Below are 13,916 nucleotides of genomic sequence, written 5' to 3' on the forward strand. Positions count from 1 at the left end.
GCACGGACCGGGTCCCCCAGGATCTAGATCTCGTACGTCACCCTCGGCACCGCCAGCTCCACCGGGCCGTCGAAGACCTCGCGTGCGTCGGCGAGGTTGACCGCGGGGTCCGTCCACGGCGGGATGTGGGTGAGCAGCAGGCGACGGGCGCCGGCACGGCCGGCGCTCTCGCCCGCTTCGCGGCCGTTGAGGTGCAGGTCGGGGATCTTCTCCTTGCCGTGCGTGAACGCGGCCTCGCAGAGGAACAGGTCGGTGTCCCGGGCGAGTTCGTCCAGCGCGTCGGTGACACCGGTGTCCCCGGAGTACGTCAGCGACTTCCCGCCGTGTTCGATGCGGATGGCGTACGCCTCCACGGGGTGGCGCACCCGCTCCGTGTGCACGGTGAACGGGCCGATCTCGAACGTGGCCGGTTTGACGGTGTGGAAGTCGAAGACCTCGCTCATCGAGGAGGCGGTGGGAGTGTCCGCGTACGCGGTGGTCAGTCGCTGTTCCGTGCCCTCGGGTCCGTAGACGGGGAGCGGGTCGCAGCGGCCGCCGTCGTGGCGGTAGTAGCGCGCGACGAAGTACGCGCACATGTCGATGCAGTGGTCGGCGTGCAGATGGCTGAGGAAGATCGCGTCGAGGTCGTAGAGACCGCAGTGGCGCTGCAGCTCGCCAAGGGCACCGTTGCCCATGTCGAGAAGCAGCCTGAAGCCGTCGGCCTCGACGAGGTAGCTCGAGCAGGCCGATTCCGCGGACGGGAACGACCCCGAGCAGCCGACGACGGTGAGCTTCATAGGAGCTGGAACCTCCGCGCTGACAGGAAGTGCAGAGAGTAGATGCGGGGTGCAGGTACTCGGGTGCAGATACGGGAACGGGGGTCGTGCGGTCCGTCGAGCGTAAGGCGCAAAAGGGCGGGTCGCTCCTCCACCAGGGGCTGTTGTGGGCGAACTCACCTGTGGTGTCACCGGTTCGGATGGATGGTCGACCGGAGGTCGGATGCCTGGGTTCTGCGGGCGGGGGGCGGGGCGGAGTGCGCGCCGGTACCTTCTTTGGTATGGACACGTCCTGGTGGCTCGCGTTGGCGGCCGTGGTGCTGCTCGCGCTGGTCGCGACGCTGGTGGACGGCTGGGGGCGCCGTGGGCGCCGAGAGCGTCGCCCGGACCGGGCCGCCGGTCGGACTCGGCCGCCCGGGCGGCCGGCCGGGGGGCGGAAGCGGCCCCGGGTGCCCCGGCCGCGGCCGGCGGAGATCTGGTGGGCGAAGGTTCCGTACGAGGACGGGCCCGGGGAGAAGGACCGGCCGTGTCTGGTGCTGGCCGTGCGGGGCGAACGGGTGACCGTCGCGAAGATCACGAGCAAGTACCACGACGAGCGGGCCGGGGTGATTCCGCTGCCGCCGGGTGCCGTCGGCGATGCCCATGGGCGGGCGAGCTTCCTGGAGACGGATGAGCTGCGCGAGGTGCCCTTGTGGGAGTTTCGGCGGCGGGTGGGGGTGGTGGATCCGGTCCTTTGGGACCAGGTCCGCTACTTGGCCGGCTGAGCCCGTCCCTCGCCCCCGCCGCCCCTACCCGTCCCATCATCCTGGGGCTCCGCCCCAGACCCCGAGGGGTGGTCTTTCGGCTGCGGGCCGGTGGGGGCTGGGCGCGCAGTTCCCCGCGCCCCTTGAGAGCGCTGGCGCGCATCTTTCAGCCTGTCCGGCGTTTGAGGACGAGGCCGTTCAGGCCGATCGGGGGTTTGGGGGGCGGAGCCCCCCAAGTAGGGATGGGACGGGTAGGGGCGGCGGGGGCGAGACACATCCGGGCCGCCGCCCGTGCGGCCTACGCCCAGAGCTGGCCCTGGAGGGTTTCGATGGCTTCTTCTGTGGTCGCGGCGGTGTAGACGCCCGTCGACAGGTACTTCCAGCCGCCGTCGGCGACGACGAAGACGATGTCGGCGGACTCCCCGGCGGCGACCGCCTTCTTGCCGACGCCGATCGCGGCGTGCAGCGCGGCCCCGGTGGAGACGCCCGCGAAGATGCCCTCCTGCTGGAGGAGCTCACGGGTGCGGGTGACCGCGTCGGCGGAGCCGACCGAGAAGCGGGAGGTGAGGACCGACGCGTCGTACAGCTCGGGAACGAACCCCTCGTCCAGGTTGCGCAGGCCGTAGACCAGGTCGTCGTAGCGCGGTTCCGCGGCGATGATCTTCACGTCCGGCTTGTGCTCCCGGAGGTAGCGGCCGACGCCCATCAGGGTGCCCGTCGTGCCGAGGCCGGCGACGAAGTGCGTGATGGAGGGGAGGTCCGCCAGGATTTCGGGGCCCGTCGTCGCGTAGTGGGCGCCCGCGTTGTCGGGGTTCCCGTACTGGTAGAGCATCACCCAGTCGGGGTGCTCGGCCGACAGTTCCTTCGCGACGCGCACGGCGGTGTTGGAACCGCCGGCCGCGGGGCTGGAGATGATCTCCGCGCCCCACATGGCCAGCAGGTCCCGCCGCTCCTGAGAGGTGTTCTCCGGCATCACGCACACCATGCGGTAGCCCTTGAGCTTCGCCGCCATGGCCAGCGAGATGCCGGTGTTCCCGCTCGTCGGCTCCAGGATCGTGCAGCCCGGGGTCAACCGGCCGTCCTTCTCCGCCTGTTCGACCATGTGGAGAGCCGGGCGGTCCTTGACCGAGCCCGTCGGGTTGCGGTCCTCCAGCTTCGCCCAGATCCGGACGTCGGCGGACGGCGAAAGACGTGGCAGGCGCACCAGAGGGGTGTTGCCCACCGCGGCGAGCGGGGAGTCGTAGCGCATCAGCGATCAGCAGCCGATCAGACCATGCCGCCGGCCACGGCCGGCAGGATCGTCACGTTGTCGCCGTCGGTGAGCTTGGTGTTGATGCCGTCGAGGAAGCGGACGTCCTCGTCGTTCAGGTACACGTTGACGAAGCGGCGCAGCTGGCCGTCGTCGACGATCCGGGCCTGGATGCCCGCGTGCCGGGTCTCGAGGTCGGCGAAGAGCTCGGCGAGGGTCGCGCCGCCGCCCTCGACGGCCTTCTCGCCGTCGGTGTAGGTGCGGAGGATGGTGGGGATGCGGACCTCGATGGCCATGGTTGCGGGCTCCTGTCGGAAGGAAAAGTCAGGTCGGTGGGCGCGCGGCGGCGCGGGAAGGGCAGGGGGACGCCGGTGGCGGCCCCGCGGAGCCGTGGCTCACGGCCGTACGGCGGCAGGGTTCAGCGCGTACAGATGGCGCTCTGCAGCCTGCACAGGTCGACGTGCAGCCGCGCCACGAGCAGCATGCCCGGCGTCTTGTCGCTCACGTCCTGGGAAACCATGGGGTCATCGTATCGATTCCCGGTCCGGGTCCCGGAGTGTGATCTCAGATGGTGGATGAATTCTGCCCGAAGTCCGGGATCGAAGCGGTGCCGGAGCAGGATCGGGGCGGAGCCGGACCAAAGGATCGGAGCGGCATCGGAGCAAAGGACCGGAGCGGCGTCGGGGCGCGGTCGGGGCGGCGTCAGTACGCGTCCACGACCGTGACCTCCTCCTCCGTCACCTCTCCCTCGACGATCCGGTACGAGCGGAACTGGAAGGGACCCGCGTCGTCCGCGTCCGCCGTCGAGACGAGGACGTAGTGCGCGCCGGGCTCGTTGGCGTACGAGATGTCGGTGCGGGAGGGGTAGGCCTCGGTCGCCGTGTGGGAGTGGTAGATGATCACCGGCTCCTCGTCGCGGTCGTCCATCTCGCGGTACAGCTTCAGCAGGTCGCCGGAGTCGAACTCGTAGAACGTGGGCGAGCGGGCGGCGTTGAGCATCGGGATGAAGCGCTCGGGGCGGCCCGAGCCCGCCGGGCCCGCGACGACGCCGCACGCCTCGTCGGGGTGGTCCTGGCGCGCGTGCGCGACGATCTGGTCGACGAGGGCCTGGGTGAGGGTCAGCATGTCGGTCAGGATAAGCAGAAGGGCCGCCCTGTACCGAGGGGTGGTACGGGGCGGCCCACATGCTGAACCGGGAAGGTCGGCCGCGCCGAACCGGGAAGGTCAGCCGACCTTCTCGAACGCCGGCTCGCGGCGCTCGGTGACCTGGGGGTTGCGTGCCTTGAGTACCCACCAGCCGATGGCCAGGGCCGCGGCCCAGCCGGCCATCACGTACAGGCAGACGCGGGAGTCGGCGTCGTACGCGATGAGGCCCGTGACGAAGAGCAGGAAGACGACCGCGATCCAGCTGCACTTCGCCCCGCCCGGGGCCGGGAAGGAGGAGGCGGGCAGGCGTCCGGCGTCGACCGCGCGGCGGTAGAGGATGTGGCTGACCAGGATCATCAGCCAGGTCCAGATACCGGCGGCGGTGGCCACGGAGGTGACGTAGCCGAAGGCCTTCTCCGGGACGACGTAGTTCAGGATCACGCCGATGCCCATGAAGAGCATGGAGACGGTGATGCCGAGCGCCGGGGTCTTGGTCGAGGAGAGCCTGCTGAAGACCTTGGGGGCCTCGCCGTTGTCCGCCAGGGTGCGCAGCATGCGGCCCGTGGAGTACATGCCGGAGTTGCAGGAGGACAGGGCGGCGGTCAGGACCACGAAGTTGACGATGCCGGCGCCGGCCGGGATGCCGATCTTCGCGAAGGCCTCGACGAAGGGGCTGACGCCTGGGGCGAACTCCGTCCACTTCACGACGCAGAGGATGACCGTGAGCGCGCCGACGTAGAAGAGCGCGATGCGCCAGGGGAGGGTGTTGATCGCCTTGGGGAGGGTCTTCTCCGGGTCCTCGGACTCGCCCGCCGTGACGCCGACGAGCTCGACGGCGAGGTAGGCGAACATGACGCCCTGGAGGGTCATCAGGGACGAGCCGATGCCCTTGGGGAAGAAGCCGTCGAACTGCCAGAGGTTGGCGACGGAGGCCGTGTCACCGGCCGAGCTGAAGCCGAAGGTGAGGACGCCGAGGCCGATCACGATCATGCCGATCAGGGCGGTGACCTTGACCATCGAGAACCAGAACTCGATCTCTCCGAAGAGCTTCACCGAGATCAGGTTCGCCACGAAGAGGACGATCAGGAAGACCAGTGCCGTCACCCATTGGGGGATGGACGGGAACCAGTAGTGGACGTAGATCGCGGCGGCGGTGAGTTCCGCCATGCCGGTGACCACCCACATCAGCCAGTACGTCCAGCCGGTGAAGTAGCCGAAGAACGGGCCGAGGAACTCGCGGGAGTACTCCGCGAAGGAGCCCGAGACCGGGCGGTACAGGAGCAGCTCGCCGAGCGCCCGCATGATGAAGAAGATGATCACGCCCGCGAGGGCGTACATGAAGATGAGGCTGGGCCCCGCCTTGGCGATGTTCGCCCCGGCGCCCAGGAAGAGGCCGACGCCGATGGCGCCGCCGATCGCGATCATCTGGACCTGGCGACTGCCGAGCCCGCGCTCGTACCCCTCTTCGGGGGCGTCGCCGCCCACGGCCTCACTGCCGAAACGCGGCTCGTCGGTCTTGTCGACCTGCGATGAGGTCATGTGTGGTGCGCCTTTCTCCATGCCGGTCCGAGCCAGTCACCTGGCTTCGGATCGGGTTCCGATCCCCCCGGATGTGATGGAGCTGTGCCTGGCCGGCGGTCGCCGGCTCGGTGGCGCACCCGACCGGACATGGGTGGTGTCCTGTCGGGCGGTCGTGAAGATTTATCACGGCCGCAACATGGGCAGCCTGCGGGTGTTGTAAGGCATGCCACAGGGAGAAGCGGACAAACAGCACTCACCTGTACATAGCAGGCCACTACGGTGACGGGATCGTTATCCGGATCTGAGCGTCCTCTGAGCGAACACCGATTGAACCCTGAACCAACCCCTGATCAGGGCATACCGACCGCGTCACCGACCGCTTCCCCACTCGGCGCCCGACCAGGGCATACCGATCACTTCCCCGATCAGCGCGTCTCGGCGCCCGACCAGGGCATCAGCGTCTCGGCGCCCGATCAGGACATCAGCGTCTCGACGCCCGATCAGGACATCAGCGTCTCGACGCCCGATCAGGACATCAGCGTCTCGACGAGCGTCTCCTGGAGACCGCCCAGCCACAGGTACGCCATCACCATCGGCTTGCGCGGGTCCTCGTCCGGGAGGCGGTAGAGGAGGTCGGTGTCCTCCTCGTCGACGACGTCGAGCCGGGCCCCGATCGCCAGGCGCAGGTCGTTGAGGGCGCGCAGCCACTGCTCGGACTCCCCGGGGGAGAGCTTGAGGACCGCGCCGCCGTCGCCCGCCGTGGTGAGGGCGTCCAGCGAGCGGATCACCGCGAGGGCGTTCTCGCGCTTGCCGGCGCGCAGGTCGTTCTCGGTGAAGCGGCGGAACTCGGAGGAGTACGCCCGCTGCTCCTCCGCCTGTTCCGGCGAGGACGCCTCGACGTCGGGGCCGCTGTAGGCGTCCGGGAAGAGGCGCTGGAGCACGGGGTCGGAGGGCGGCTCGCTGGGGCCCTCCGCGAACAGTTCGGCGAGCGGGTCGTCGGGGGCGTTCTCCGCGGGGCCGGGACCGATGAGCTCCAGGAGCTGTACGGCGAGGGAGCGGATGATGGAGATCTCGACCTCGTCGAGCGCGACGGCCGCGCCGCCGCCGGGGAGCGGTTCGAAGTGTCCTGGCATGGAGTGAGTTCGCTACTTCCGGTCCTGCTCGCGGTTTACAGGGAGGGCTCGGGCTGCTGCCGGTCCGACGGCCGCCGGTCCGACGACTTGCGGTCCCGCTACTTCCGGTCCTGCTGAAGGGTGGCCCACAGACCGTAGCCGTGCATGGCCTGCACGTCGCGCTCCATCTCCTCGCGCGTGCCGCTGGAGACGACCGCCCGGCCCTTGTGATGGACGTCGAGCATGAGCTTGGTGGCCTTGTCCTTGGTGTAGCCGAAGTACGTCTGGAAGACATACGTCACATAGCTCATGAGGTTGACCGGGTCGTTGTGCACGATGGTGACCCAGGGGACGTCGGGCTCGGGTACGGCGAAGACCTCCTCCGCCGACTCGGTCTTTTCGATCTCTAGGGGTGCGGGAGCGGTCACACGGCCCATGCTGCCACCAGAGAGGGGGGCCCGCACAAATGGACCCCCGGAATACAACGGGAGACCACCGGAATACACCGGCCGCCCTAAATCGTCAGAGTGACGAAATGGGGGTACCATCCAGGCTTATGAACACAGCGGACCTTGGGCTGCCGGTGGACGTTCCCTCGACGGCGCTCTTCACGGACCAGTACGAGCTGACGATGCTGCAGGCCGCACTGGCCGCGGGGACCGCCGAGCGCCGCTCGGTCTTCGAGGTCTTCACGCGGCGGCTGCCGGAGGGGCGGCGCTACGGCGTCGTCGCGGGCACCGGGCGGGTTCTCGACGCCGTCGAGAACTTCCGCTTCGACGCCGACGTCCTCGGCTTCCTGCGCGAGCACGCCATCGTGGACGAGCCGACCCTGGAGTGGCTCGCCTCGTACCGCTTCGGCGGGGACATCTGGGGCTATCCCGAGGGCGAGGTGTACTTCCCGGGCTCACCGATCCTGCGGGTCGAGGGGTCCTTCGCGGAGTGCGTGCTCCTGGAGACGGTGATCCTCTCCATCCTCAACCACGACTCGGCCATCGCGGCCGCCGCCTCCCGGATGGCCTCGGCCGCCGGGGGCCGGCCGCTGATGGAGATGGGCGCCCGGCGGACGCACGAGCTGGCCGCGGTGGCGGCGGCGCGGGCCGCGTACGTCGGGGGCTTCACGACCACCTCCGACCTGGCGGCGGGCTTCCGCTACGGCATCCCGACCGTCGGCACCTCCGCACACGCCTTCACCCTCCTGCACGACCGGGAGCGGGACGCCTTCCAGGCCCAGGTGAACTCGCTGGGCCGGGGGACGACGCTGCTCGTGGACACGTACGACGTCGCGGAGGCGGTACGGATGGCGGTCGAGGTCGCCGGACCGGAGCTCGGGGCCGTACGGATCGACTCCGGGGACCTGCTGCTGGTCGCGTACCGGGTGCGGCAGCAGTTGGACGAGCTGGGCGCGAGGGACACGCGCATCATCGTGACCTCGGACCTGGACGAGTACGCGATCGCCTCGCTGGCGGCGGCGCCCGTCGACGCGTACGGCGTCGGTACGCAGTTGGTGACGGGTTCCGGCCATCCCACCTGCTCGATGGTCTACAAGCTGGTCGCCCGCGCCGAGTCGGCGGACCCGAAGGCTCCGCTGGAACCCGTGGCCAAGAGGTCCACCGGCGGCAAGACCTCGATCGGCGGGCGCAAGTGGGCCGCGCGCCGGCTCGACGAGCGGGGGGTCGCCGAGGCCGAGGTGATCGGCACCGGGGCGGTCCCCGTGGCGCTCGCCGACCGACAACTGCTGGTGGAGCTCGTCAAGGGCGGGCAGGTCCTCACCCGCGAGCCCCTCGACGTCGTACGCGACCGGCACGCGGCCTCCCGCGCCAACCTGCCGTTGTCGGCGACACAGCTCTCGCGCGGGGAACCGGTCATTCCGACGGAGTACATCTGATTCGGCCCCCGCGGTGTGCGCGGGGTGCGCCGGAGCGCGCGCGGGCGGCGCTCCGGCCGGCTCCGGCCACCCTTGGGCAAACACGAATGAACGGGCGGTCAGCGGGAATGCAACGGCAACACGCACATCGCACCGGCCGCCGCGACAGGCCGTAACCGAATGCCCCCTCCCGCGCCGCACGTGAAGTCTCTAGGCTCGGCTCCACAGGCCGGTCCCGCACACCCCCTGTCACATTCACCGACCCCATAGTCGACACAGTCGAAGGACACCGACCATGCGCCGCGCCTTGATCGTCGTAGACGTGCAGAACGACTTCTGCGAGGGGGGCAGCCTCGCGGTGTCCGGAGGCGCCGATGTGGCCGCCGCCATCACGGAGCTGATCGGGCAGGCGCCCGCCGGCTACCGGCATGTCGTCGCCACGCGTGACCTCCACATCGCTCCCGGTGGCCACTTCGCCGACAACCCCGACTTCGTCCACTCCTGGCCCGCGCACTGCGTGGCCGGCACGGAGGGGGTCGGGTTCCACCCGAACTTCGCTCCGGCGGTCGCCTCCGGCGCGGTCGACGCCGTCTTCGACAAGGGCGCGTACGCGGCGGCGTACAGCGGTTTCGAGGGCGCCGACGAGAACGGGGTCGCGCTGGGTGACTGGCTGCGCGCCCGCGAGATCGACGAGGTGGACGTGGTCGGCATCGCCACCGACCACTGCGTCCGCGCCACCGCCCTGGACTCCGTCCGCAACGGCTTCCGCACCCAGGTCCTCCTGGACCTCACGGCCGGAGTCTCCGAGGAAACAACGGACCGCGCCCTCGAAGAACTCCGGGAAGCAGGCGTGGACCTGACCGGAAAGCCGGTCGTCTAGCCTTCCTGGCCGAAACGCCGAAACCGGTCGGCCCGCCCGTCGGCGTGGTGGACCGCTGTGGACAGCCCCGGCGCGGGCGCCGGGGGCGCCCCGCAGCGGTGCTCCCGGCCCCCGCGCGGCCGAGGGACCGCCGGGTGCCTACGTCCGTGCCGCCGGGCCGTCGCCGGTCACGCCTGGGGTGCCGGGCGTCTCAGGAGGGATTTGAACGGGCGCCACAGTTCCTGGGTCAGGTCGGGGCCCTGGACGCCGCTGTCCGGTGTGGTGCGCCATATGAGGCCGTCGGGGTGGTGCAGGACGGCGGTGATCTCGTCGGGGGTGGGCGGGGCCGCGTTCCCGCGGAGGTAGACCGCGCGCAGGCCGAGGTTGCGCAGGCGCGTCAGGGCGCGGGCCCGGTTCGGAGCCAGGACCAGGAAGCGCACGCAGCCGGGGCCCGGACCCGCCGGGCTGGGCAGGTTCAGCGCCACTACCACGCTGCCGTTCGGCAGCTTGCAAAAACCTCCTGCGGCCATGCAGTCACACCCCCGTGCGCACCGGTGTCAATAAGAAATCCACAGGACGCACCTAAACACGATCGGCGGCAACCCGCCAGGGGGTCGCCGCCGATACGCTTCTGACCTGCGGAAATACCGGTTACTTCACCGCGGGGCCCACTTCGAGCGAGATCGTCGACCCGTCACGGGCCTCCTTGACGATCTTGATCTTGGTGTTGGTGTCAGTGATGTTGACACCCGCGGTCGGGGCCGTCGTGTCGTAGTAGGTGCTGGTGTGGTCGTTGAAGACCGGCACCCCCGGCTTCGACGGGATCTTCGTCGCCACGTCCGCGTTGTGCAGCGTCAGACCGTCCGTGCGGTACAGGCTGAACGGCGAGTCGTACGACTGGATCCGGCTGCGCATCAGCGTTCCGTCGGACCACTTCAGCGCGGTGGAGTGCGAGTCGACCGGCAGGATCAGCCCGGAGCCCGCGTGCGCGCTGACGTTGTTGTCCTTCTGCGAGGTGTCCCACTTCCAGATCAACAGGCCGTTCTGGTACGGGTAGTGCTCCACCCAGGACGGACGCGTCTTCGAGAAGCCGAAGTTGTACGGACCGGTCTTGAGGGTCTTGTCGTACGAGACGTACTGACGGTTCTCCGCGATGTAGTACTGCGGGTAGTCGTCGGTGAAGGACGCGCCGACGCGGGAGAAGCCGGCGGCGGTCCACGCGGCGTCCGCGGTCTCGGCGTTGTCCGAGAAGAGCGCCGAACCGTCCGCGGTCACGGCGATCTCGTCGGCCGTGAAGCCCTTCAGCGCCACGCCACCGTCGCTCTGGTAGCGGAAACGCAGGTCGATCTTCTGGCCCGCGTAGGCGTCGAGCGGGAACGACAGCTTCTTGTACGCGTCCACCGTGCCGGTCAGCGCGGGCTTGCCACTGCCGTCGCGCGGGATCGGCTGCCCGTCCACCGTGCCGTCGATCGCGGTCCAGTTGGCGCCGCCGTCGGTGGAGACCTCGGTGTACAGGTAGTCGTAGTCGGCCTCGATGTCGTACCAGCCGTCGAGCGTGAGGGCGGCCGACGACTTGCCGGTGAGGTCGACGGAACGCGTCAGCGTGTTCTTGAGGTCGTTGCCGCTGCCGCTCCACCACTGGGTCGAGCCCTGCGCCGGGGCGACGATCTCGGTGGTGACCGCCTTGTCCGGCAGCGAGACCACGAGGGCCTGCTTGTTCTTGGTGTTGTACTCGGCGACACCCAGCTTGTGCTTCGACTTCGTCGCGGCCTTGGCCGTGTCGTAGTTCAGCCAGCCGAGCTGCAGCTTGTCCCAGGAGTTCATGTCACCGGGCAGGTCGCCGATGGCGTTCTTGCCGGTGCCGAGCCAGGAACCGGAGGACATCAGGGTCCAGAAACCCGTGGAGTTCTCGGCCGAGTTGGTGGTGTCGTACTCGTCCGGCAGACCGAGGTCGTGGCCGTACTCGTGCGCGTAGACGCCGAGGCCGCCGTTCTCCGGCTGGATGGTGTAGTCGCCGACCCAGATGCCGGTGTCGCCGATCGCGGCGCCGCCCAGCTTGTTGCCGGCCGGACCCGTGGCGCCCGCGTCGGTGCCGAACGCGTACCAGCGGTGCGCCCAGATCGCGTCCTCGCCCTGCGCGCCGCCGCCCGCGGACTCGTCCTCACCGGCGTGCACGATCTGGAAGTGGTCGATGTAGCCGTCGGGCTCGTTGAAGTTGCCGTCGCCGTCGTAGTCGTAGCGGTCCCACTGGTCGTACTTGGCCAGGTCCGCCTTGATGTCCGCGTCGGACCTGCCGGCCGCCTTCTGGTCGGCGACCCAGGCGGTGACACCGTCCTGGACCGCGTACCAGGCGCCGGTGGACGCCTTGTTGGAACCGTAACGGGCCTCGTTGTAGGGGACCTTGACCCAGTCGGTGACCTCGCCGTCGACCGAGTAGCGGCCCGAGGACTGCTTCTCGTAGTACTTCTTCAGCGACTCGGTGTTCTTGCCGGTGCCGAAGTAGAGGTCCTGGAAGTGCGCCTGGTTGTAGTCCGCCTGCCAGGCCGTGCTGTTGTCCTGGGTGCGGTCGGGCGCGGCTATCTGGTTGTGCAGCGGGCCCACGGTGCCGCCGTAGCGGCTGTCGACCTGGTCGCCGAACTCGACCAGGATCGTGAAGATCTTGTCGGTCTTCTCGCGGCCGAGCTCGACGTACTTGTTCTTGCCCTTGAGCTTGACGACCTGCGAACCGTTCCGGTCCTGGACCTTCGCGTCCCCGGATATGACCTGGTTCAGGGCCTCTTCGCGCTGTGCTTCCTGGGTCTTGCTGAGCGGGCCGTCGAGGTCGTGTTCGGCCTCGTTGCCGGCCGGCTGGGGCTCGTGGCGGTTCGCGCTCGCCGAGGCCGCCGCCGATGCGGCATCATCTGCCTGCGCAACGGCGAACGTCGAGAACGTGGCGGTTGCCGCCGCGAGGGCGACACCCACCGCGGCCGCTCTGAACGTCCATGGTCTGCTGGTCACTTGAAGTCCTCCCCTGCGTCCGTTCGCGCGGATGGGGGGATCCCGGGGTGATGGAGGTCCGCGCGCGTATACGCGTGTCAAGTGACGACATTTGACCGGAGTTACCAAAGAAAAGACAGATCTTGACTTGCACCTGGCAACTGCACTATGCGGAGAGGTAGTTCGGTATCCGAACCGTGATCAGCTCCGCCAACGGGCGCGTCCGTCCGTCCACTTGGTGGACGCGATGACTCCGTGCGCCCCCTGTGCTCCGGCACCGTGGGTAAGGTCACGCTTACCGGACGTTCCACTCGGGCATGCAGGCGAATAGAGTCGATTGGCGGAACGTTGGAATGTCAACGGATTGACAAGTCGACACCGTTGTCGTCCCACGATTCGCAGCCCCACCCTGACCGGCGGCCCCACTCCCGTTGTCGATCGTCCCGGTCGCCGTCCGGTCCCGTTGTTGTCCGCATCCTCCCCCATCGCGAGAGGCACGGGGGGAGTACCCCCACCCCGAGGAATCGCCATGCCTCGTCCGACCGCCGCACAGCTCGCCTACGGTTCCTGCACCGTGATCTTCTCCACCCTCGCCATGCTGCTGCTGTCTCAGACGAGTTCGGGCCTGGGGATCGCGGTGATCACCCTCTCGGCACTCGCTCTCGGACTGCTCGTCGCCGTAACGGTTCCGCTGCCCAAGCGCGTGCGCTCCGGCTCCGTGGCCGCCGTACCGGCTCCCGCACCGGCCCCCGTTCAGGAGCGGGTGCCCGCACAGCGCGAGACCGCGTCCGTCGCCGCGTCCGTGTCGTCCATGTCGTCCGTGTCGTCGGCGTCGGTCTCCGCCGTACACGAACCGGCGGGCCCGTGATTCCACGAACCCGCCGCTCTCCCGATCAGCCGTCTCCTCGTGGAGTGCGGCTGATCGCGTGTGTCAGCCCGTGCTGACCACCACCGTCTTGGCCGCCTTGTCGTGCAGGCCCTGCTTGTAGGGCTTGTCGAAGTAGCTCCAACCGCCCGCGATCGCGGTCCAGATGCACGCGCAGCAGAACGCGAACGGGATCCACAGCACCAACGAGCGGACCAGCGTGGTCTGCACGGAGGGCGTGGAGCCGTTGTCGAGGTTGGCCACCCTCAGCTTGAACAGCTTCTTGCCGAGGGTCTGCCCCGACCGGCTGATCATGATGGTGTCGTAGCCGGTGTAGAGCACCGCGGCGATCAGAGCCTGCCCGAAACCCCTGCTGTACTCCATCTTGTCCGCGTTCAGTGTGTACTCCTCGACCCCGAACGCCAAGGTCAGCAGCCACACCACGAGGCCCACGAGGATCATGTCGATGAGCCTCGCCACCGTGCGTTTGCCGCTGTCGGCGAGCGGGGGCATGCCGGCCAGCGGGTCGCCGCCGTAGGGGCCGCCGGGGCCGTACGGGTCGCCGCCGCCGTGCGGGGGCGGCTGGTCGCCGTACGGGGAGTCGTACGGGGAGCCCTGGGGCGGTGTGGGCGGCGAAGGGCCGTCGTAGGGGGAGCCGCCGCCCTCGGCGGGCGGGGGCTGCTTCTTGAACGGATCCTCGTCCGGTGGCTGACCCGAACCCGGGGGCGGCGGCTCGCTGCTCATGGCCCGAGTCGACCCCGAACCCCGCCCCCGCGCATCCGGCGAGCGGCCGTCCGGGGGACCGGGCTCCCGGCGACCGCGCCGC

15 protein-coding genes are annotated in these 13,916 nt (G+C 69.3%); 4 read left to right on the forward strand and 11 right to left on the reverse strand.

Annotated features, from left to right (window positions below; genetic code table 11):
- Positions 1–23 precede the first annotated feature (23 nt).
- The gene (locus tag AQJ27_RS38975) at positions 24–776 is read right to left on the reverse strand and encodes an MBL fold metallo-hydrolase (RefSeq protein WP_067379746.1); all 753 of its coding nucleotides are present in this window, start codon (positions 774–776) and stop codon (positions 24–26) included.
- 260 nt (positions 777–1,036) lie between these two features.
- Here AQJ27_RS38975 and AQJ27_RS38980 point away from each other — a divergent pair, with 260 nt between their 5' ends.
- Positions 1,037–1,519 (forward strand): type II toxin-antitoxin system PemK/MazF family toxin, encoded by a 483-nt coding sequence (locus AQJ27_RS38980; RefSeq protein WP_067379748.1) that lies wholly within the window; start codon positions 1,037–1,039, stop codon positions 1,517–1,519.
- A gap of 277 nt (positions 1,520–1,796) precedes the next feature.
- Here the strand turns inward: AQJ27_RS38980 and AQJ27_RS38985 are convergent, their stop codons facing one another.
- From AQJ27_RS38985 to clpS, 7 genes are all read right to left on the reverse strand, one after another.
- A complete protein-coding gene (locus tag AQJ27_RS38985) occupies positions 1,797–2,747 on the reverse strand; it encodes a PLP-dependent cysteine synthase family protein (RefSeq protein ID WP_067379752.1) in 951 nt (316 codons plus the stop codon).
- Between the two features lie 17 nt (positions 2,748–2,764).
- Positions 2,765–3,043 (reverse strand): MoaD/ThiS family protein, encoded by a 279-nt coding sequence (locus tag AQJ27_RS38990; RefSeq protein WP_067379754.1) that lies wholly within the window; start codon positions 3,041–3,043, stop codon positions 2,765–2,767.
- Between the two features lie 122 nt (positions 3,044–3,165).
- Positions 3,166–3,267: a putative leader peptide gene (locus AQJ27_RS60575; protein WP_312638615.1), complete on the reverse strand. Its 102-nt coding sequence runs from the start codon at positions 3,265–3,267 to the stop codon at positions 3,166–3,168.
- A gap of 182 nt (positions 3,268–3,449) precedes the next feature.
- The gene (locus tag AQJ27_RS38995; protein ID WP_067379756.1) at positions 3,450–3,872 is read right to left on the reverse strand and encodes a M67 family metallopeptidase; all 423 of its coding nucleotides are present in this window, start codon (positions 3,870–3,872) and stop codon (positions 3,450–3,452) included.
- 99 nt (positions 3,873–3,971) lie between these two features.
- Positions 3,972–5,432 (reverse strand): amino acid permease, encoded by a 1,461-nt coding sequence (locus tag AQJ27_RS39000; RefSeq protein WP_067379758.1) that lies wholly within the window; start codon positions 5,430–5,432, stop codon positions 3,972–3,974.
- Positions 5,433–5,941: 509 nt separating this feature from the next.
- Positions 5,942–6,547, reverse strand: coding sequence for a DUF2017 domain-containing protein (locus AQJ27_RS39005; protein WP_067379761.1), 606 nt, complete (start codon positions 6,545–6,547; stop codon positions 5,942–5,944).
- Between the two features lie 98 nt (positions 6,548–6,645).
- Positions 6,646–6,963, reverse strand: coding sequence for an ATP-dependent Clp protease adapter ClpS (gene clpS / locus AQJ27_RS39010; protein WP_054229692.1), 318 nt, complete (start codon positions 6,961–6,963; stop codon positions 6,646–6,648).
- 119 nt (positions 6,964–7,082) lie between these two features.
- On the opposite strand from clpS, the gene AQJ27_RS39015 reads away from it, so the two are divergent.
- Together AQJ27_RS39015 and AQJ27_RS39020 are read left to right on the forward strand one after the other, a co-directional pair.
- Positions 7,083–8,411, forward strand: a complete 1,329-nt coding sequence (locus AQJ27_RS39015; RefSeq protein ID WP_067379763.1) for a nicotinate phosphoribosyltransferase — start codon at positions 7,083–7,085, stop codon at positions 8,409–8,411.
- 274 nt (positions 8,412–8,685) lie between these two features.
- On the forward strand, positions 8,686–9,270 hold the full coding sequence (locus AQJ27_RS39020; protein WP_067379765.1) for a nicotinamidase: 585 nt from the start codon (positions 8,686–8,688) through the stop codon (positions 9,268–9,270).
- Between the two features lie 167 nt (positions 9,271–9,437).
- Here the strand turns inward: AQJ27_RS39020 and AQJ27_RS39025 are convergent, their stop codons facing one another.
- Together AQJ27_RS39025 and AQJ27_RS39030 are read right to left on the reverse strand one after the other, a co-directional pair.
- Positions 9,438–9,779 (reverse strand): hypothetical protein, encoded by a 342-nt coding sequence (locus AQJ27_RS39025; RefSeq protein WP_067379767.1) that lies wholly within the window; start codon positions 9,777–9,779, stop codon positions 9,438–9,440.
- Positions 9,780–9,900: 121 nt separating this feature from the next.
- Positions 9,901–12,246 carry an immune inhibitor A domain-containing protein gene (locus AQJ27_RS39030; protein ID WP_067379770.1) on the reverse strand — a complete coding sequence of 782 codons (2,346 nt, stop codon included), beginning with the start codon at positions 12,244–12,246 and terminating at the stop codon, positions 9,901–9,903.
- Positions 12,247–12,754: 508 nt separating this feature from the next.
- On the opposite strand from AQJ27_RS39030, the gene AQJ27_RS39035 reads away from it, so the two are divergent.
- Positions 12,755–13,093 carry a hypothetical protein gene (locus AQJ27_RS39035; RefSeq protein WP_067379772.1) on the forward strand — a complete coding sequence of 113 codons (339 nt, stop codon included), beginning with the start codon at positions 12,755–12,757 and terminating at the stop codon, positions 13,091–13,093.
- 63 nt (positions 13,094–13,156) lie between these two features.
- Here the strand turns inward: AQJ27_RS39035 and AQJ27_RS39040 are convergent, their stop codons facing one another.
- Entirely contained in the window at positions 13,157–13,834 is a 678-nt protein-coding gene (locus AQJ27_RS39040; RefSeq protein WP_067379774.1) for an RDD family protein, read from the reverse strand.
- Positions 13,835–13,916: the final 82 nt, after the last annotated feature.

The sequence above is a fragment of the Streptomyces olivochromogenes genome, assembly GCF_001514115.1.
Classification (GTDB): Bacteria; Actinomycetota; Actinomycetes; order Streptomycetales; family Streptomycetaceae; genus Streptomyces; species Streptomyces olivochromogenes.